At 71.4% G+C, this 18,436-nt stretch carries 16 protein-coding genes; 10 read left to right on the top strand and 6 right to left on the bottom strand.

Annotated elements, in window-relative coordinates:
* The first annotated feature begins 19 nt into the window (after positions 1-19).
* From fxlM to BOQ63_RS00650, 5 genes are all read left to right on the top strand, one after another.
* Complete coding sequence (gene fxlM, locus BOQ63_RS00670; protein WP_454129499.1) at positions 20-2,362, top strand: methyltransferase, FxLD system; 2,343 nt, start codon at positions 20-22, stop codon at positions 2,360-2,362.
* Positions 2,359-3,081, top strand: coding sequence for a glycosyltransferase family 2 protein (locus BOQ63_RS00665; protein WP_454129498.1), 723 nt, complete (start codon positions 2,359-2,361; stop codon positions 3,079-3,081). Before fxlM ends, BOQ63_RS00665 begins: the two co-directional genes overlap by 4 nt.
* Positions 3,051-3,266, top strand: coding sequence for a hypothetical protein (locus tag BOQ63_RS00660; protein WP_454129496.1), 216 nt, complete (start codon positions 3,051-3,053; stop codon positions 3,264-3,266). Before BOQ63_RS00665 ends, BOQ63_RS00660 begins: the two co-directional genes overlap by 31 nt.
* 63 nt (positions 3,267-3,329) lie before the next feature.
* The gene (locus tag BOQ63_RS00655) at positions 3,330-4,094 is read left to right on the top strand and encodes a PIG-L deacetylase family protein (protein ID WP_072653027.1); all 765 of its coding nucleotides are present in this window, start codon (positions 3,330-3,332) and stop codon (positions 4,092-4,094) included.
* Between the two features lie 500 nt (positions 4,095-4,594).
* Positions 4,595-6,076 carry an NUDIX domain-containing protein gene (locus tag BOQ63_RS00650; protein ID WP_454129494.1) on the top strand — a complete coding sequence of 494 codons (1,482 nt, stop codon included), beginning with the start codon at positions 4,595-4,597 and terminating at the stop codon, positions 6,074-6,076.
* A 35-nt stretch (positions 6,077-6,111) separates the two neighbouring features.
* On the opposite strand, the gene BOQ63_RS00645 is transcribed toward BOQ63_RS00650, so the two are convergent.
* The gene (locus BOQ63_RS00645; RefSeq protein WP_167395617.1) at positions 6,112-6,264 is read right to left on the bottom strand and encodes a hypothetical protein; all 153 of its coding nucleotides are present in this window, start codon (positions 6,262-6,264) and stop codon (positions 6,112-6,114) included.
* Positions 6,265-6,375: 111 nt separating this feature from the next.
* Between BOQ63_RS00645 and BOQ63_RS00640 the strand changes: the two genes are divergently transcribed.
* The 4 genes from BOQ63_RS00640 (at position 6,376) to BOQ63_RS00625 (ending at position 9,822) form a co-directional block, all read left to right on the top strand.
* Entirely contained in the window at positions 6,376-6,501 is a 126-nt protein-coding gene (locus BOQ63_RS00640; RefSeq protein WP_454129492.1) for a hypothetical protein, read from the top strand.
* 726 nt (positions 6,502-7,227) lie between these two features.
* Positions 7,228-7,590, top strand: coding sequence for a hypothetical protein (locus BOQ63_RS00635; RefSeq protein WP_072653026.1), 363 nt, complete (start codon positions 7,228-7,230; stop codon positions 7,588-7,590).
* Between the two features lie 493 nt (positions 7,591-8,083).
* A complete protein-coding gene (locus tag BOQ63_RS00630; RefSeq protein WP_143174569.1) occupies positions 8,084-9,298 on the top strand; it encodes a chymotrypsin family serine protease in 1,215 nt (404 codons plus the stop codon).
* Positions 9,299-9,324: 26 nt separating this feature from the next.
* Positions 9,325-9,822 (top strand): hypothetical protein, encoded by a 498-nt coding sequence (locus tag BOQ63_RS00625; RefSeq protein WP_072653024.1) that lies wholly within the window; start codon positions 9,325-9,327, stop codon positions 9,820-9,822.
* 787 nt (positions 9,823-10,609) lie between these two features.
* Here BOQ63_RS00625 and BOQ63_RS00620 read toward each other — a convergent pair.
* A complete protein-coding gene (locus BOQ63_RS00620; protein ID WP_072653023.1) occupies positions 10,610-12,457 on the bottom strand; it encodes a hypothetical protein in 1,848 nt (615 codons plus the stop codon).
* A gap of 686 nt (positions 12,458-13,143) precedes the next feature.
* The gene (locus BOQ63_RS00615; protein ID WP_072653022.1) at positions 13,144-13,956 is read right to left on the bottom strand and encodes a helix-turn-helix domain-containing protein; all 813 of its coding nucleotides are present in this window, start codon (positions 13,954-13,956) and stop codon (positions 13,144-13,146) included.
* A 434-nt stretch (positions 13,957-14,390) separates the two neighbouring features.
* Between BOQ63_RS00615 and BOQ63_RS00610 the strand changes: the two genes are divergently transcribed.
* The gene (locus BOQ63_RS00610; protein WP_499503226.1) at positions 14,391-15,440 is read left to right on the top strand and encodes a helix-turn-helix domain-containing protein; all 1,050 of its coding nucleotides are present in this window, start codon (positions 14,391-14,393) and stop codon (positions 15,438-15,440) included.
* 119 nt (positions 15,441-15,559) lie between these two features.
* Here the strand turns inward: BOQ63_RS00610 and BOQ63_RS00605 are convergent, their stop codons facing one another.
* The 3 genes from BOQ63_RS00605 to BOQ63_RS00595 all read right to left on the bottom strand — a co-directional run bounded on the left by BOQ63_RS00605 (position 15,560) and on the right by BOQ63_RS00595 (position 18,142).
* The gene (locus tag BOQ63_RS00605) at positions 15,560-16,522 is read right to left on the bottom strand and encodes an ATP-grasp domain-containing protein (protein ID WP_072653020.1); all 963 of its coding nucleotides are present in this window, start codon (positions 16,520-16,522) and stop codon (positions 15,560-15,562) included.
* 779 nt (positions 16,523-17,301) lie between these two features.
* The gene (locus BOQ63_RS00600) at positions 17,302-17,805 is read right to left on the bottom strand and encodes a hypothetical protein (protein ID WP_072653019.1); all 504 of its coding nucleotides are present in this window, start codon (positions 17,803-17,805) and stop codon (positions 17,302-17,304) included.
* Positions 17,795-18,142, bottom strand: a complete 348-nt coding sequence (locus tag BOQ63_RS00595) for a hypothetical protein (protein ID WP_143174568.1) — start codon at positions 18,140-18,142, stop codon at positions 17,795-17,797. The genes BOQ63_RS00600 and BOQ63_RS00595 overlap by 11 nt, the downstream gene beginning before the upstream one ends.
* Positions 18,143-18,436 lie beyond the last annotated feature (294 nt).

Raw genomic sequence — 18,436 nt, 5'->3', positions numbered from 1 at the left:
ACCCGTGAGGAGCAGCACTGTGAGCACCGCCCCGGCCGGCCACTGGGAGCAGCTGTACCGCGACGGCATCGAGTTCCGTCCGCTCGGGGAGGACGAGCGGGCGCTGCTCGCCGAGCACGCTCCCGCACCCAAGGGCGGCGGCCGGGCTCTCGATGTCGGCTGCGGCACCGGCGAGTTGGCCGCGCACCTGGCGGCCGCCGGTTTCCAGGTCGACGCGGTCGACTTCGCCGAGGCCGCGCTGGAGCGCGCCCGCACCGCCCACCCGGACGCTGCGGGGGTGCGGTGGCTGCGCCTGGACATCGAGCACGACGACCCCGCCCCGCTCGGCGACGACCCCTACGATCTGATCGTCTTCCGCCTCTCGGTGGCTTTCGTCGCCGGCCGGACCAACCTGCTGCACGCGCTCGGGCGGCGGCTGGGCCCCGACGGCACCGTGGTGGTCTTCACGCCGCTCGCCGTCTCCACACCCACCGACAAGCGCAGCATCGCCCTCGACGACGACGAGATCGCCGCCCTCACGTCCGGCTGGACGGACGTGAAGCGGATCGAGGCTGGCGACCTGGCCGTGCTGGTGCTGCGTGGCCCATGCGCGGACACCGTCGCGGCCGAGCGCACGGTTCCGGCGACCGGCAACGTCGCGGTCGCTGGAGCCCTGGCCGTCGTCACCAACGCCCTTGGCCAGGTGCTGCTCGGCTGGTCTGCCCGGGGCATGTGGGAGCTGCCGGGCGGCAAGATCGTCGGCGCGGAGCCGCTGGAGAAGACAGCGGTGCGTGAACTGGCCGAGGAGACCGGCCTGGTGGCAGCCGAGGCCACCGTGCTGGGCATCCTCACCGACGCTGCTCAGGGCGTGCCCCGGCTGACCGCCGTCACGAGGGTCACCGCCTTCACCGGGACTCCCGCCGTGCTGGAGCCGCACAAGTTCACGCGGTGGGAGTGGTTCGACACCACCGCGCTGGCGTGCCTGGGCCCGGTGTTCACGCCCGCCGCGCAGGCCCTGGAGGTCACCTTGCCGGGCTCCGTCCCTGGCCTGCCGCCGGTCGCCACGTACCCGCACGACACCGCCCACCCGGCCGCGCCAGGCGAGAGCCCGGAAGCCGCCCGCCGCCGCACCGAGATGACCGACCGCGTCGCCGCCGCCAACCCCTCCCTGCCGCAAGAGGTCCTTGCGGCGCTGCGCACGGTGCCGCGGCACCGGTTCGCGCCGGAGCAGGACCTGGCGGCCGCCTACGACGACGACTTGCCCCTCATCACTCGGCGGGACGAGAACGGGCGGGCGACCAGCTCGGTGTCGGCGGTGTGGCTGCAGGCCGACATGATCTCCAAGCTCCACCTGGAGCCTGGCGCGACGGTGCTCGAGGTCGGCGCGGGCGGGTACAACGCGGAGCTGCTCGCGCACATCGTCGGCGAACACGGCCGGGTGGTCACCGTGGACATCGACGAGTACGTCGTGCACCGGACCCGGCGGTTCACCGCGGAGGCCGGCAGCGGCCGGGTCCTGGCCCTGCGGGGCGACGGGGCGCTCGGCGCACCCGCGCGGCACGTGCCCCGCGGCGGATTCGACGGGATCGTGATCACCCACAACATCTGGGACATTGCCCCCGCCTGGCGGCAGCAACTCCGCGACGGGGCGACGCTGGTGGTCCCGCTGGAGGTCCACGGCTACACCCGGGCGATCGCCCTCGAGCGCCGCGGTGACGTGCTGCACGCGACGGGCTGGACGTACTGCGGGTTCGTCCGCGACCTCGGCCGCAACGGCCGCACCACCCCAGTCGTCGACCTGGCCGGCGGCGAACTGCGCCTGCGCTTCGAGGACGGCCCGGCCCGCGACACCACCGGGCACGAGGAGGCGCTGCGGGGCCCGCGGACCGAGGTGCGCACCGGCGTGACCATCGCCGGCGGCGAGTCCTTCGAGACGCTGCAGCTCTACCTGGCCACCACGGCGGCCGGCTTCTGCCGCCTCGCCGGTGACCGGGACAAGGACACCGGGATCGCCGCCTTCGCCCGCAGCGAGAACGCACCCGCCCTGCTCGGCGACGCCAGCCTGGCCTACCTCACCTACGACTGGGTGAAAGACGGCAAGACGCCGTCCGAGCGCCGCGCCGAGTTCGTCGCCCACGCCTTCGGCGTGAGCGGCCCCGCCCTCGCCGACCGGCTCGCCGCCGCGGTGCGCCGCTGGGACGAGCACGCGCGCGGCCACGGCTACCCCCGGATGACCGTCCATCCCGCCACGACCCCGGACCGGGATCTCCCGGCCGGCCACGTCGTCGACAAGGTGCTCAGCCGGCTGGTGTTCCAGTGGGCCGGCCCTGACGAACCCGCCTCCGAGGCGGCTGGCGAGCTGGCCGCGCGGAGTGCGCAGTGACCGGCACCCGGCGCCCCCCGGCGGCGCCCGCGGCCCCCGGCCCGGCCGAAGCACAGGACCGGGCGCGGCGTCCGCTCGTCGGCGTCGTCCTGCTGACCATGAACGACCACCCCGCCGAGGAGCGCGCCTCGCAGGCCACCCTCCTGGCCCAACGGGGCGTCGATGTGCGGATCTGCGTCGTCGGCAACGGCTGCACACCGGACGTTGTCCCGGCGGGCGCCCTGACCGTCGTCCTACCCGAGAATCTTGGCATCCCAGGCGGCCGCAACGAGGGAGCCCGCATCCTGACCATGCTCGACCCACCCCCCGACTACCTGTTCTTCATGGACAACGACGCCTCCCTCCCCAGGCCGGACATCCTCGCCCAGCTCGTCGCCAAGGCTGAGCCTCACCCCGAAGCCGGCTACGTGCAGCCGCGCTTGACGGGCCCGGACGACACCACCACGCCCCGGCGCTGGGTACCCCGGCTTCGGACCGGCGACCCCGGCCGCCCCGGCACCATCACGTCCATGACCGAAGGCGTTGTCCTGATCCACCGGACCGTCTTCGACCAGGTCGGCGGGTGGTGCGAGGGCCGGCCCTCGGCTACACCGGCTGGTACGCGGCAGGGCTGCGAATGCACCACCCTCTCACCAGCCCGTCCCGGCACGCCCTCTTCCACCGGCTGTCCGCCCGCAACCGCGTGTGGGTGGCCTACCGCAACCTGCCCGCCCCGCTGATCCTCGTGTACCTGGCGGTGTGGACCGCAGCAACGGCGCTGCGGGCCGTGCGCGGCGGATGCGCCCGCGAGTCCTGGCAGGGCTTTCGCGAAGGGTGGGCTGGCCGCCATGAGCAGGACCGGCGGCCGATGAGCTGGCGCACCGCGTGGCGCCTGACCGCCTCCGGCCGCCCGACCGTCCTGTGACCCGACCCGAACCGCCGCCCGGCCGGTCGCCAGCCGGCACCCCCACTGCTCCAGGAGGTATCTGTGTCACAACTTCCCAGCCTGCTCGGCGTGTTCGGGCACCCGGATGACGAGACTCTCGTCGCCGGCGGGGTCCTCGCCCAGCATGCCGAGTCGGGGGCCCGCACCGCGGTGGTGACCGCCACCTGGGCCCCGGGTACCCACCGCGCAGCCGAGCTGACCGACGCCACCCGGATCCTCGGGGCAGGAGAGCCGAGGCTGCTCGGGTACGCAGACCACCGCCTCGCCGACTCGTCCACCGGGCCGCGGCTGTGCGACGCGCCGCTGGAGCGCGTGGTGGAAGACGTCGTACGGCAGACCCGGGAGTTCCGGCCCGACATCGTGGTCACCCACGACGCGTACGGGGGACTCACCGGCCACCCGGACCACCGTCTCACCCACCGGGTCGTCGTGCTCGCCGCGACCGCAGCCGGGCTCGAGCACCTCTACCCGGACGCCGGAGCTCCCTGGCGCCCTTCGGCGATCCACCTGGCGACCCACCCACACTCGGCCGTCGCCGACCTCGGCCCGCTCCTCACCCGGGTTGACAAGTCGGTGCTCAGTGTCCCCGACGAGAGCGTCGACCTGGTCGCGGACGTACGCCCGTGGCTGGACACCAAGTGGGCGGCCATCTGCGCCCACCGAAGCCAGGTCGAGCGGGAACGGCCGCTGCCTGGCCTGCTCGCCCGCCTTCCCGCAGACGTCCGGGACCGGATCATCGGCCGCGAGTACTTCACGCGCATCGACCTGCGGCCAGCGACCGCCCGCCGCGGCGAGCAGCCCCGCTGACCGCCGCTCGTGCCAGGCCCACGGCCTCCCTCCCCCCCGCCCACCCGACCTCACGCCACCGAGCAGAAGCAGCATCAGCATGCGTCCGCCCGCCGCCCACGGCTTCACCACCATCGACCACCAGCCCCGATGCACCCGTCGGCCGCACATGACACCGCGTGCGGACCAGCATCCCGCAGCGGGCAGGCCCAGCGCGCAGCCCCGGGCGCCGGCCGGGCCGAAGTACCTCCCACGCGGCCAGTCCCGGGTCGACGTGCAACACCCATCACCCGAAGGAGCAGCGTTGTCCGACACCAGCAGCAGCGAGGCCAGCACGATCCCGGAAACGGTCCGGATCCTGGGCTGCACAACATCCAGCACGGCTGGCACCGCGGCGAAGCCATCACCTTCATCCAATCCCTCACCCGGCGCCGGAGATCATCCTCTGGCAGGAGGCCCAGCCTGGCGACCCGGCCAAGGGCATACCCTCGGACGCCGAAGTGGCGGCCGAGGCGCTGGGGATGGACGCGTACGAGAACGTGGTGACCGCGAACCTGCGGCGCCCGAAGCACAACGTGATCTTCGTGAAGCGCGGGAGCGTGTTCGTCCATGACGGGACCTACCAGCACCCCGGCGCGCCGCACCAGGCACCGGCGAACGTCGCGGTGCGGCTGCGGCTGCCCGATGGGTCCTTGTCCTACCGGCGGCTTCTGCTGCTGTCCGGCCACGCCTGCTACTACTCGGTTTCGAACCGCCCCGGCCGCGATCCGGCCCGGTACACGGCCAGCTGCCCGATGAGGGGGCGCGGCGTGAAGGAACTGCTTCAGGACCCGCGCTTCAACGACCTCACCCTGATCGTCATCGACTTCGAAGGGCTCACCCCCGCGGGGCGCCCGGCGGAACCGACCGAGGTCGCCGCGCTCGCGCTGCGCCCCGACGGCGAGCGCCTGGTGGAGGTCGGCCGGTTCGCGGGCCTGACTCGCCCGCCCGACGACGTACCGGGCACCGCGATCCTGGAGGAGACCGGCCACAAGGCCCGCCTCATTCCTGGGCCCGCGGCGCCCGCTCCTGTCGGCTTCCCCCACCGCCTGGTTCCCGCTCCGTGGTGGATCTGCGAGGGCGGCGCGAACCCCGACGGCCACACCAACACCCCGCACACCCACGTCGACCACCTCCACCTGGCCCTCGTGGCCACCGCGTCTGCGGCCACCGAGCAGCCCGACCACCAGCTCACCTGGTTCGCCTACAACCGCCTCGGCCCCGACCTAACCGTCTCCGACGGCAGCCGGCTCCTCGCTCTGCAGCTGAATGACCTGGCTGGACGGCGCCCCCGCCGGCGTCGAGGACGACCCAATGCAGCTCAGCGCCTACCTCGCTCACCGAGCAACCACGGGGCTCCCACCAACGCAGCACAGTCTGAAGGAGAAGTCGGCATGATCGACGGTTGGACCACGGTCTCATCGACCACCCAGTACACGGGAGCCCGGCTGGTGGTACGCCGCGACGAGGTCCTGCGCGCCGACCGGACCACGGGGACCTACGAGTACACCGAGTCCGTCGACGGCGTGCGCGTCGTGGCCCTCGACGACCGGGGCCGGATTGCCCTGGTGGAGGAGTCCGTCTACGTCTGCGGCCAGCGGCTGCTGATGTGCCCCGGCGGCGGATGCGAACCAGGCGAGGAGCCCATGGCGGCCGCGCGCCGGGAACTGGCCGAGGAGGCCGGCATCCGCGCCACCGAGGTCGAGCCGCTGACGATGATGTGGCGGATGCCCGCCGGCGCGCGCACCCGCGAGCACCTGTACCTCGCCCGGGGACTGAGCGTCGGCGAGCACCACCGGGACGCGAGCGAGGCTGACATGGAGCTGCACTGGGTGCCCTTGGAGCAGGCTGTGGAGATGTGCGGCGACGGTCGGATCACCGAGGCCGGCACCCTTGTGGCAGTCCTACTGGCCGCGCAGCGCACCACCGCCTGCTCCGGTTCGCTCGCCGCCGACACCGTGTGAGCGTGGCCGGCCGCCACAGCCGCCTGCCCGACCCGTCAGCGCAGCGCCCCGCCGAGGCCGCGCAGCAGATGCGGGCCGTGTCGGGCGGAAAACCGGTCACGGATGAGGGCGTCGCCGTCCCGGACGGCGACGACGCCGCGTTCCCTACCGGCGCGAGTTCTGCCCAGCGGCCGGGTCCGCACGGTCATGGTCCGGCTGGACGCCCTCGGTCTGCCCTTCCCTCCGCCGGATCGTCCCTGAACAGCAGCGCCGCCCGGCACCGGGCACGCACACCCCCTCCCCCGACTGAGAGGAACCAGGTGTCCACCATCGACCAGCACACCGCCCCCGCCGAGCCGGATCCGGGGGCGGTGAACGACGGGCTTCGGCGCTACCTTGCCGATCACGCGGCCCGGTCGGCGGGCGTGGCGGCACCAGGCCAGTAGCACGCTGCACCGGCGACCGTGCTCCCAACCCGAATTGAATGTAGATCAGTACGCGGCAGCCAGGACATCACTGCCTAAACGGAGCGCGCGGCCATGACGAGCCAAAGTAGTACGTGGCAGGTACCGCCACCGATGTTGGCCCAGACTTCCGACCGCGACGGCCATGCCCGGCCTGTGACCGCGTTCGGGCGCCTCAGCGCTTCGCCCGGCCCTGCGGGGCGAGCGCACAGGGCGCTGCCCAGAGTGGAACGACCCTGACGGGCGCAGCGCCGACGTGAGTGCGGAGCTCGGTGATACGGCCGGGGCCGGTAATCGGCCTGATCGTCCTCATGTGACTGGCGGTAGTGCGTGCGGAGGTCATACGCGACAACCTATTGGCCAGCACTGACATCAAGTCGGGGGCGGCGGCCCACCTCTGCGCGGCGTACGGTGCCACTGGCGAGCCCCAGGAACGATGGGGCTCGCATGCCCTGTGGCAGCTCGCCGAGGACGTTCACGAGCGCTGGGCCGCTGCTGCGTCGCCATGGCACGCACCCCACCCCAGGACCCCCACCAGCCCCCATCCCGCCACTTCGGGGGCGAAGCCACCCTGCACCGCTTGACAAAACGCCCTACATATCAGGGGCTGTCCGATTGGTCGCGCGGGCTAGTCAGGGCCAGCCGCTAGTGTTTGCTGCTCAACGAAGGGGGTCACTTGTCACGCGATACAGCCGAAGCAGAGGTGGGATGAAGGGCATCACGTTTCCTGCCTGGCACGGAAAGCGCTACGTGACTCTGGCTGAACTGCTGGTGCGCCTCGGCAGCTTGGGTCTGGACCTGACGTGGCGCGTCGAATGCGACGAAATCGTCGATCCTCGCTGTGTCGAGATGGAGAGACTTTCGGTCGACGGCGGCATGGACACGTTGACGCTGTTGTCGCTGACTACCCCCTTCCTCCAACTGATCGACGCCGAAGCGCGTGGCTCCGCCGAGGACAAGCTGATGGTCATCCTGACCGAGGTAGACAGCTCGTTGTGGGACGTCAGGGCTGTCGACGAGCGCGTACTCAGCGAACTTCGTCGCCACTATCCGGGTGCAACGGACATCTGAGCGGGGCGTTTCACCCCGGGCGGAGACACCGTCACCGAGGGGGACTGCGCGCCCTGTGGCAGCTCGCCGAGGACATCCGCGAGCGCTGGGCCGCTGCCAGACGGCCGGACGCCTACCGGTTGGAGCTGACCGACCAGGAGCAGCGCGTCATCGAAGGCCCGGGCCCTCACTGGGTGCTGCCGCTGTGACCGTGACGTCGCCAGCGCGCCGCGGCTGTTCCGCGAGCGCCTCGCCGCCGCGCCGGTGCGACGCGACCGGAGGAGGCCGGTGCGCCCGGCCCCCGAGGTGCCGGTGCCGCTTGCCACCGGGCCGGTCCCGCCCTGGCTGGCATGCCCACTGGCCCGGGACGACGGCCGCGGCCGGGCGGCTCGGTGCCATCCCTCGCGTCGTCACCCATGCGGGTGACAGGACGGGCGTGTGCTGGCGGCGGGGGTGCGCGCCATGGAGTACTGGGCGAGTGCGTATCAGGAGGTCGCTTCATGTCGGGGCCGCCGTGCTCGCCCTGCTCCCCGCGGCGCCCGGCCACGCGGCCGCACCATCGGTGGGGGATGCCGCCCACCGCCAGGTCGGCGTCGTGGATCACCGGGTGTTGGGGCGTCAGACGGCTCTGGAGCAGTTCGCTGACGCCGTCACCGGAGTGCCTGAACACCGGCGCGTGACGGTTGCCGGCTACGCGGGGCACACCATCGACCCCGGGCTGGGTCTCCTGACGCTGTTCTGGCACGGTGACGTGCCCGAGCGCGTCAGCAACGTGCTGGCGCACCCCCCTGCAGGGATTATCGCAACGGTCCGGCAGGCGCCCTACACCCTTCAGGAGCTGTGCGAAGCGCGGGACCGGCTTGTAGTAGCTGCTGCACGCGGCGAGGCTGATGCGGTGTGGAACGGGGTCGGGCCCGCTCCAGAGGGCACCGGGCTGACCGTCACCTACACCCCCGCCATCAACGGCGGCCACCGTATGCTCACTGGCGAGCGGGTTGCCGCGCGCGCCGCCGATATCGCCGGTGTCCCGGTCACTGCCGCCCCTGCCACAGCCCCGGCAGCCACTGCGACCCGGCACTCCGACGCCAATCCCTGGAGCGCCGGCGCCGAACTCACGACACCGGGCAACGCCTTCTGCACCTCCGGGTTCGGCGCCTGGCGCGACAAGACACCGGTCCTGCTCACCGCCGCGCACTGCGGGACCTCCGGCACGTACAAGACCGGCACCGGGACGGTGATCGGCGCTGCGTCCGATGCTGACACCGGGCTCGACATCACCGTCATCAACACCAACGGCACCCCGAGCGGTCGCTTCTACGACGGCGCGTGGGACAACGCCTCTGGGTACTCCAAGCGTGTCTTTGGCGCTGGACACAATTCTGTCGGGGGCCTCGTATGCGGGAGCGGGGCGATGTCGGGCGTGCACTGCGGACTGAAGGTCACCCAGACCGAGTACGCGGCCAGTGTCGAAGGAACTTGGCACAAGGATATGGATGTCGCCGAACGCACCGACTCCGGCACCGTTGCGGTGGCCCAGGGCGACAGCGGTGGCCCGGTCTTCGCCAGCATCAACGGCGGTGAGGACATGCAGGCCCGCGGCATTATCGTCGCCGGCGGCGGCCAGAAGGCCGTCTGCAGCCCGACAGCGGCCAGAACGATCTGCTACGACACCGTCCTGTACACCCCGATCTCGCCGGTCATCGACAGGTTCGGCCTGTCCATCGCCTGACCGACAGCACGAAAGGAAGGGGCGCCGTGGACATCGCGCTCACCGGCCGGCTCGTGGCCACCCTCTCAGTTCTGGCTATCGCGTGCGGCGCGGCCGCCGCCCAGAGCGCCGGACCCAGCGGGCAGGAGCTAGCCGACCTCCAGCAGGCCATCTACCAGGCCGGTGTCGGCCCGGCGACCTGGCACGTGAACACCGTCGGCGCCAACCCGGGCCACCGGGTACAGAGGGTCGAAGTGATCGGCGACCTCCAGGCCGCCCGCCGAGTCCTTGACCAGCGCTTCCCCGGCCAGACCGAGGTCGTGCGCGGCCACATCACCTCCGACCTGGTCTATCGGCGCGGCCACGACTACGAGCTCGAAGGTGAACTCCAGGGCCTCGACCAGCCTGGCTTTCAGGTGTTCCAGACCGGCCTCGCGCCGGACGGTCACACCACCACGGTCGGTGTCGTCGGCGACCTCCAGGCCGCGCGCGTCTACATCAATGCGCACTACCCCGGCACGATCGTCCACGGCAATGCCCCCTGACCCGCCGTCGGCCCGCTGAAGGCCTGACGCGGCCACCTCAGTTAGCTACCAGCCGGGAACAGCAGCCGGTCCAGCTTCCAAGCCTGCTACGGCGGCCGCAGATCGCCTCGAACAGCGGGGTGCCGGGCGCCCAGGTCCGGGGGATGCCGCGGGAGCGGCCGGTTGCCGCTGCAAGGCAGGGTCGCGGGGCCTTGGGCTTCTCATTAGCAGTGCGGAGATCTCCCGGCCGGTCAGGTGGGCTGTGGCTGCCGAAGCGGTGGCATGGGTGCTGCCGCGATCCGGTCGGTCGAGTGCTCACACGAGGAGTCCTACGGCCCGCAGTCTGCGCAGCTTGTCCTCACCTCCGGCGGCAGCGGGTCGCTCGCTGGGCGCCTCAGGCCTGTAGTTCCCTGCCGATGAGGATCGCGACCTGGCTCGTTGGTAAGGACGCCGGCAGCGCCCTCTTCCCCGGCCTGTGCTCGCTGGCCGACCTGGCCTACGGACCGCGGCGTTGACACTGTCGTGGTGTGCGAGGTAGTCACGGACGTGTGCGCACGGCCGCTCGCAATGGCGAAATCCAGGGCGCCGCCGTCCAGAACCTCTACCGCGCCTCCGGCGACCTATGCCCCCACCTCCGCGGTCCTCGGCTTGATTGAGGCGGCTCGGTGACCACCCCAGCCCGCCGCCACAGGGCCGGCGCCCGACAGGGGCGTCCGCGAAGGCTTCCAGCAGATCACCGAGTCCCTGGCCGGACTCCGGATACCGGCTGGGCATCCGGAGTACCGGGTGAGGATACGACTCTACGTATTCAGCGATGGACGCCGACCCTGGTGCACATACTCAAGCCAAGATTCCTGTCGAGCAGATAGGTCTGGACAGCCAGGCGCACGCTGGCGCGCGCACCGGGTGGTAGGAGCCCCGCCCGTTGGGCTTCGTTGCGGGCCCGTGTGGCGACCTCCATCACCCGATCGGTGCGGGTGAAGCTGCTCGGGAGTTGCTCACCGGGTTGCGCTGAGTCCTCGATCAGGAGCTGTTGAACGGAGCTGATGACCTGGGCGAGATCGCACTCCCCACACAGACCGTCTGTGCCGAGCTCGGCGGCGGTTGAGCATCGTGGGCAAGTGCCGCGACGTGGCGCATGTCGTTGCGGGGCCGGGCCGGATTCCATGACTGGGTCCACGCCAACTGGCGGTGTGATAGGGCGGCTTGGCTGGGCAGGTGACGTGCCAGTGTTTCGGGCACGCTGGCCTTCGGCGAGGTAGCTGCACGGCACGCATCGGGCACCGGTCGAGAGGTCGATACCGCTTTCGCAGGCCGGCTGACCGCAGTCGCTGCGCCGGACCAAACCGTAGTCGGTCAGCCACCCGTAAGGGCTGGCGATCCGTTCGGTGGTCGCGTACCGGAACCGCAGACGCCTGACAACCCGGTCCACGTCACCGTCCGCGTCCCGCACCGCGTCGCCGGCCGCACGGGCGGCCTCGCGTTGCTCCCAGGGGTTCATGCGGGCCAGCAGCACGGGAACCTCGCGCAGGACCCGGTGGACAGTCTCGGACAGCAGCAGTCGCGGTGCTCGCTGCCGCCGGTGAGAAGGCGCGGCCTCCGGGCCCGCGGGGACCTGACCCGCAGGGTCGACCCTGCCCGATGGCGCCCCAGCGGTCGGCAGGTGATTCCTCGCGCGCACACGCGGACCACCGGCAACGGTGGGAACCCGAATCTCGGCTTCGCCGGAAAAGCCATCAACGACATCGCCATCACCTCCCTCATGAACCACCTGGGTGTGAGAAGCGTGAAGGTGGCCAGCAGCGGCGTTGTCTGCGTCTGCGCGGCGCCGACGGGACGGGCAGACCGTGGCCAGGGACGACGTGGGGGAGTGGCGGAGCTGAAGCGGCATGCCAGGACCGGCGTTCGCCCCGGCAGTGGTGCGGGCGGCCCGCCACTGGGCCTTGACGTCGGGTATGAGGATGCCGCCACGGTTGCGAAGGCTGCTGCGGGTCTGGGCTCGGACCAGGCAGATCGCATCACAGTCCGTAAGGCGGCGCAGGACACCGGCCGCACCGGCCGACGTCCAGCGGTTGCCGAGCAATCGGGCCAAGGTCGCGGCAGGGCGACCGCGCCCGTCGACCCGCCCGCTGCACAGGCGGACCGTGCCGTTCGTCCGGGCCTGCAGGGTCAGCAGGAGTATCGCCAGTCGGTCGGACGGCGCGCCCTTGCCCGTACGGTCCGCGAGAAGGCCCGGCTCCGTCACGCCACCGTCGGCGTGCCTCCAGCCCGGGGCGAAAAGGTACTCGATCAGGCGCAGAAGGGTGGCCAGGGCCGGGCGTTCGAGGAACAGGGGGTGCTGGATGTCGCGGTTGGTCCGGGCTGCGATCTGCTCGGGTACACCGATGAAGAGGCCGACGACCCGTCCGTTGGCCGCAAGTCGGGGACGGGTGATGATCGTGCCGGCCTCCCGCTGGCGGTCCAGAGACTGCTGGACCGCTGACGCCGACACCCCGAGCCACCGGCCTAGCTCCGCCGAGGTGGACGACGTGGCGCAGTTGCGAGCAAGTTCCGCCTTAGCCACGGTGACCACACGCAGCAGCCGGTCGGTGTCCGGCAGGCCTGCCGCGGCTCCACCGATCGCGGCCAAGACGGCCGCCAGAAGCCGCCGCCGCATGGGCTCCTCCAGTCGCAGGGGCGGGAGAGAGGACACCCGGGCACCGGTTTGAGGCGTTTCAGTGCTGCCATCAAGGAGGTGGGCGGTCACAGGGCCGGCCGTTCACACCGCAGGCGGAGGACCCGCGCGTCAGCACCCAGGGAGGCGGATTCGGCACCGGGGCAGAGGCAATGGACGAGCGTGCCATGATTCGGCGGCTTTCGGCAGAGCCGGGGACGGATCGCGTTCCTGCGGGCGGGACCGGGGCAGCGCTCAGCCGCTGCGTGACAGATCGGTGTGTCGTCAGGCATCATCAGAATGTCTCTACGGGATGTGGGGGCAGCACAGAGCCCTGGCTTGGCATGACTCCAGGGCTCAGCACAACCAGCGGGATCGCCCTGTGACGAGGGCGCTTCTGCGACCGGCCGCTCCTACGGGAGGTCCGGTCTCCAAGCCGCGGACGGTCGAGCTCCAACTCGACCATCCGCGACAGCGAGATGGGGCAGACGGTGCTCCCGGTGCTCCAACACCGGGGTATCAGCCGCTCCAAGGCCCGGACGCAGGACCGGGCCCACAGCAAGTCAGTTCAAGACGCTCCTGACTCCGCAACCACAACGGGCGTCCACACCCGCGCGGAGAAGGCGCCGAAGGCCGGGCAAGAGCAGCACAGGATTCTCCGGCTCCAGGGACCAAACAGCGGCAGGTACTCAGCTCGCCTGAGCAAGAGGCGGCAGAACCTGCCGCTGGACCCCTGCGTGGTCCAGGCGCCGCGAGATAGCCGCTGCCGCGTCCATCGTGACATCGATCAGCCGCTGCGAGCGTCGGTGCAGGTACGCCTGAGGCGCAAGCAGGCTCACCGACCCCACGATCGCCCTCCCGCGCCACAGCGGCACCGCGAGCATCTCCCAGCCCGGTACCGGCGACTGGGTCCGGGCGTGACCGAGGATCTTGACCTTGCGCAGGACCGGGTTCGCGGGTCTCGGCCCCGGCTCTTCCAGGTTGGCCAGGATCACCAGCCCGGCCGCGTCCGTGTGCAGGGGGGCGGCGTTGAGGGCCGCGGCCGCCTGTCCTGATGCCATAGCCGTCACGAAGTCCGCCCGATTACCGTGAGCGAGGCCCACGCACACCCGCGACGGCGTGGCCAGCAGCAGCTGACTGTGCAGGGCGACGACCTGGTTCGTGCGCATCTGGAGATGGCGCAGTTCCTCCGTGACCGCGGGAGAGCCGCACGCGAGGGCGGTGACGGGGTCCGGCCCCATGTTCCCGGGCGATGAGCCCTGGGCGATCGAATAGTAGCCGTAAGTCGACTGCAGGAAGGTCCCGGCGCGTACCCCGGACTGCAGCATGCGGTGCGCGGTACTGCGGGACAGCCCGGTGCGGGCCACCACGACGGCCAGGGAGTGGGCTCCCGGGCCGAGTTCCACCATGGCCTGCAGTACCAAGAAGGCTCGCTCCGCCGAGCTGCTGCGGTCCGGACTGGTCTCGTGGGTCGGTTCCGCCGCCGGAGTATGGCGGGTCATCAGTCCCCCAGGTCTGTGAGCGAAGTGATGTCGGCCGGGGGCCGAGAATGCCACGACGCCCCCGTAGGACAAGGTGTAGCCCACACTTGGGCAGTCTGGCCAGGAAGGCGGACTTCCGGAAGTTCGGCCAGAGTCGTAGATCGCGGTATCGTTTCGGGCCCAACTCCGTGCACGGAGAGCGGATCACCGGTGGAGCCGCTGCCGGCCAGGACGGGGAGCCTGGGCAGCGGGGCGCGCACGGGCGGGGCACGGGGGCGGACGCAGCGCAGCAGTGAAACGCTAAAACGTAGGGGGGGATGGCCATGCCGACCGAGCGTGACGCCGAACGGCCGACGGAACCTGCTCCGCGGCCAGCAGTCGGCTCCGACCGCGGTGAACAGTGGCAGGCCCTGCTGGTCCGATGCCGTAGATCGGTCAAGTGCGGTCAGGCTCAGATGGCCGTCACTACACGCGGGCGCCGCAGCGAGGGAATGTCACAGGAGGTTGCGGCAGCCGAACTCGGTTTCTCCGCACGCTGGTACGGCATTCTCGAGCGCAATGGCCACGACATGGCCCTCGACACCGAGGTGCTGGAACGCCTGGCCAGGGTCCTGAGGATGAGCGCCCACGACCGGTACACGCTCTTCCTGCTCAACACCGGCAAGGAACCGCCGTCGGGATCCCTCGACTTCCCCTCCGCCGCCATCGTGCAGGCGGTACTCAACACCAGTCCCTATCCCGCCTACGTTTCGAACAAGCGGTGGGATGTCGAACAGTACAACGAGGCATGGATGCGGGTCTGGGGCGACGGGCCCGTACCGAGCAACGTCGTGCTCTACGTGCTCACCGAGCCCCGCGTCCGCGACACCGTTCTGCTGAACTGGGCCAGCGGATGGGCCCTGCCGGTCCTGCGCCAGGTCCGCGCGGCTCTGCTCACCTGGCCGGCCGACGACGGCCTCAAGCGGCTGCAGCAGGAAGTCGAAACCGCCGCGGCCCAGGACCCGGTGCTCGCAGACCTGTGCAGGGAAGCCTGGAACGAGGAGTACATCCACGGCAGTGGCGACACCCGCCTGCTCGACCACGCCGAATGGGGGCCCTGTGAGATCACCCTCCTGATGCTCAGAGGCCTGGATCCAGAGTCAGGGCACCGCATCGTGTGGATCCTTCCACCAGGCGCAGACTGGCACAACGACGTGTCGTCGATGCTGACGTCTCTGCGCCTCCTCGCCGAGCAAGTGACGAGCGGTGGTCCACGGCATCTGCTCGTGGGAGGCAACGGTGAACCGGAAGCCGTCCTGCTCCCGCTTGCGGACTACCAGCGCCTTGTCGCGGGTTCTGCGCAGTCGGAGGTGCGGGAGGCGGCCGGGCCCGTCGGTGCCCGGTGTCCGGAGCTGGCTTGGGACACCGGACACAGGCCGGTGGAGCCGGACGCCGCACCGTCGCCGCGGCCCGACCAGGAGGCCGCAGATGAACGGGCGGACCCGGGTGGGCCGGGCAGCGGCTGACCCCGCGCGACCGAGGGAACTCGTCTCTCCCGCCCATGACCGGGCCTGGCGCCGGTCCGGCAGACACGCCCCCGGTGCCCGGCCGTCCCGCCCCGGCTGTGAGCGGGGCCGCCCCCCGGTCACCGGCCGGCCGGCGCCTGCGGTGCGATGGTGACCGCGAGGGCCTCGCGGGCGTGCCGGGCGTTGGCCCGGCACGCCTGGAGGGTGGGGCCGGTGACAGTGCAGCGTGCCAGCAGCGAGGAGTGCGCGGGCGGCGGCGCGACGTCGGTTCCCAGCGGCTGCTCCCACGCCCAGGCGACGAACCAGTCGGCCTCGACGGCGGTCAGATCGATCTGTCGGCGCTCGAGTCGGCCGGCCGTCTCGGCGTGGACGAGTTCCTCGCACGCGCTGCGGGTGTGAGCGGGAGTCAGCAGTGGTCGGTGACCGGCGGCGACGGTGACGGCTGCGAGGACGAGGTCGATGCCGGTGGCCAGGCGTACCAATTCGGTCAGGCAGGCGGAGGGGACGGTGGCCGCGATGTCGACCACCTCCGGCCCGGACGGTGTGAGGACGACGTCGACGTGGCCGGAGCCGTCGGCCGCGCCGATGGCGGCCATGGCCTGCGTGGCGAGGGCGGCGAGTTCGGGCTCCACAGGTTCGGAGTCGACGGTGTGACGAAGCGGGACGAGCGGCGGGAAGGTGCCGAGGGTGGTGTGGACCGCCGCGACGACGGTGCTCCGGCCGTCTGTGGTCATCGTCTGGAGAGAGATCCGGGAGCCGGGATGGTAGGGCTCGACCACGATCCCGCCCGGGCGGCCGGGGACTTCGCGTGCCGCCTGTGAGGCCGCGGCCCAGGCCGTCTGCAGGCCCGAGCGATCGAGTACACAGACCTGGCCGTGGTGGCCCAGGTTGACAGCCGGACGCAGCAGCACCGGGTAGCCGATGCCGGCGGCGGCCACGACCGCCTCGGGCAGCGTTTCCACGTGGGCCAGGCGCGGATCGCCGATGCCGGCGGCCAGCAGGAGCTGGCGTGCCGTGGACCATTGCGTGCTGGCCTGGGCTGAGCGCTCCGACGGGCCGTCGATGCCCAGCTGCCTGGCCATCCGCGCTGCCTGGGGCAGCGCGGCAGGTGAAAGGGCGACCACCCCCGCAGCAGGCATGGTTCCGCCCGCAGACGCCCCAACAGGGATGGGCCCAAGGCCCGGTTGGCCGTCATCGTCAGTGCGGCACAGCGGTATGGCCTGGCTGATCGTGCCAAGCGCCCGGTCGTGGTCCGCAACGGCGCCGGCTACAAGGACTGCAGGAATGTCAGACATGCGTGATGTCGCCTTCGATGACGAGGGGAGCTGGGGGAGCGCGTGAGGTCTACCCCGCTGCGGATTGGGCGTGCTGCCCAAAACGACGGCTGGCCCGCGCCCGTTGTTCCCCAACGGCCGCACCGGAGCTCTACCGCGAGCCGGCCGCCGAGCCGGGGTCCTGCCGGGACGCCGTCGGGAAACACCGTCGGCTCGGATGATGCCCGAAGCCGCGCCGGGCCGCCAGCCGCAGCCTGGACTCGGGGCTGCGGGACGTGCGCCACCGCGCAGTACCCAAAGTGTCCGGTCCCCGGGTGCAGCCCGGCCCCAGCACGGCCGCATTCCCGTCGGCGGGAAGCGACCCTACGCGAGTGCGGCGATATCCCGCCCTACGGAAACCGGCGCCGGTCGACTTGCCCTGCGCGCCCGCGCCGAAGCGCCCTGGGGCAGCCGAGAGCCCGGCTCGCACGCCTGCGGGAGGAATCGTTGTCACTGAGGGCCCGACTCGCCCGGCCAGGCCTCACCGTCACGGTCACACCGAACACAGTCACCAGCCGCAGACCCGCTCACCACACCGACGCCGCGCCTCACAACCGCCACCGCACACTGCGGGAAGCCCTCTCCAGCGCCGCCCGCTGCGCCTCAGCCAGACTCCGCCGAGCCGGCGCGCCGGCGTCGGGTGCGGCGGGCTGGCGTATCGGGGTACGTTGCGGCGGCGTGCGGCCGAGCCGGTCGCCCGCCTCCACATAGACGGCCCCTCGCGGGCGCGCGCCGACGGCGACCACCTGGAGAAGCAGCCGCTGGTCCGGCCCCGGTGGCGGGTCCGTAAGCCGGTAGACGATCCGCCACTGAGGCGTGTACCCGCGTCCCACCTCGAGTCCGCCCTGGCGGACGTCGAAGTACAACTTCCTGCAGTCGGACAGGTCCGGCCAGCCGCGCCGCGCCTCCAACGCTGCGCCGCTGAGCTCCCCCCGGGTCAGTTGCCCGATGCGGATGACGGCGATCCGCTGCAATTGCCGTGTCGGCAGAGCCAGGATGTCCGCGGCGACCTGGGGGAGATGGTCGCCGCGGTAGAGGTCGTCAGCCGCCATCCCGCGCGGCCGGACCCGCTCCGGGCACCTGGTTGGACCCGTCAAGACCGTCCGTCACCATCGCCTCCAATGCCTCCGTCGTAATTCCGTGGCCCGGCTCCGGTGCCAAGGACAGTCGCTCGGACAGCTCCCTCGCGTCCACGTCCTCCATGACCTGCAACAGACGCCGGTAGTCGGCGAAAGGGAGCAGGACGGCTTCGGGCGTGTCGTCTCGCCCCACCAGCACGTGCTCCGCCTCACCGCGGGCAAGCCGCTCAACCAGGGTGCGCAGCAGTGCCGAGGCCTTTGCCGGCGACAGCACCTCGCAGTGCGTCAGATCGCTTGAGTTCTCATTCACACGCGCACGCTATCGGCCTGATTTCTGCAGACAAGCCCACAATCCCGCAGGGGCACGCCAAGCCTGCTTCCCTGACGCCTTGGCGCGCCAGCGCCCGGCGCCCTCATCCCGCCCTACGGGACACCTACGGGAGCGCGCCCTAAAGATTCCGCCCCATGGGAACTGAGACCGAGCCGGTTGCGGGGCAGACAGGACCCGAAATGCCATAAGGAAGACCGGTGTCCGGACAAGCGCCCCAGCAGGAGGTCCCGTTGTCGCAGCTGTCAGCCTGCGTGCTGACCTTCGTGTTCCTTG

The organism is Streptomyces viridifaciens (genome assembly GCF_001888885.2).
GTDB lineage: Bacteria > Actinomycetota > Actinomycetes > Streptomycetales > Streptomycetaceae > Kitasatospora > Kitasatospora aureofaciens.
The sequence above is the reverse complement of the archived record's forward strand: the minus strand, read 5'-3'. Positions and strand labels throughout refer to the sequence as shown.

What these genes read in the sequence shown, in the direction of transcription:
- BOQ63_RS00615 (WP_072653022.1), bottom strand. Translation starts at nt 13,956, where the DNA reads ATGACCCGCCATACTCCGGCGGCGGAACCGACCCACGAGACCAGTCCG.
- BOQ63_RS00645 (WP_167395617.1), bottom strand. Translation starts at nt 6,264, where the DNA reads ATGACCGTGCGGACCCGGCCGCTGGGCAGAACTCGCGCCGGTAGGGAA.
- BOQ63_RS00635 (WP_072653026.1), top strand. Translation starts at nt 7,228, where the DNA reads ATGAAGGGCATCACGTTTCCTGCCTGGCACGGAAAGCGCTACGTGACT.
- BOQ63_RS00620 (WP_072653023.1), bottom strand. Translation starts at nt 12,457, where the DNA reads ATGCGGCGGCGGCTTCTGGCGGCCGTCTTGGCCGCGATCGGTGGAGCC.
- BOQ63_RS00600 (WP_072653019.1), bottom strand. Translation starts at nt 17,805, where the DNA reads ATGGCGGCTGACGACCTCTACCGCGGCGACCATCTCCCCCAGGTCGCC.
- BOQ63_RS00650 (WP_454129494.1), top strand. Translation starts at nt 4,595, where the DNA reads ATGGACGCGTACGAGAACGTGGTGACCGCGAACCTGCGGCGCCCGAAG.
- BOQ63_RS00610 (WP_499503226.1), top strand. Translation starts at nt 14,391, where the DNA reads ATGGCCGTCACTACACGCGGGCGCCGCAGCGAGGGAATGTCACAGGAG.
- BOQ63_RS00605 (WP_072653020.1), bottom strand. Translation starts at nt 16,522, where the DNA reads ATGGCCAGGCAGCTGGGCATCGACGGCCCGTCGGAGCGCTCAGCCCAG.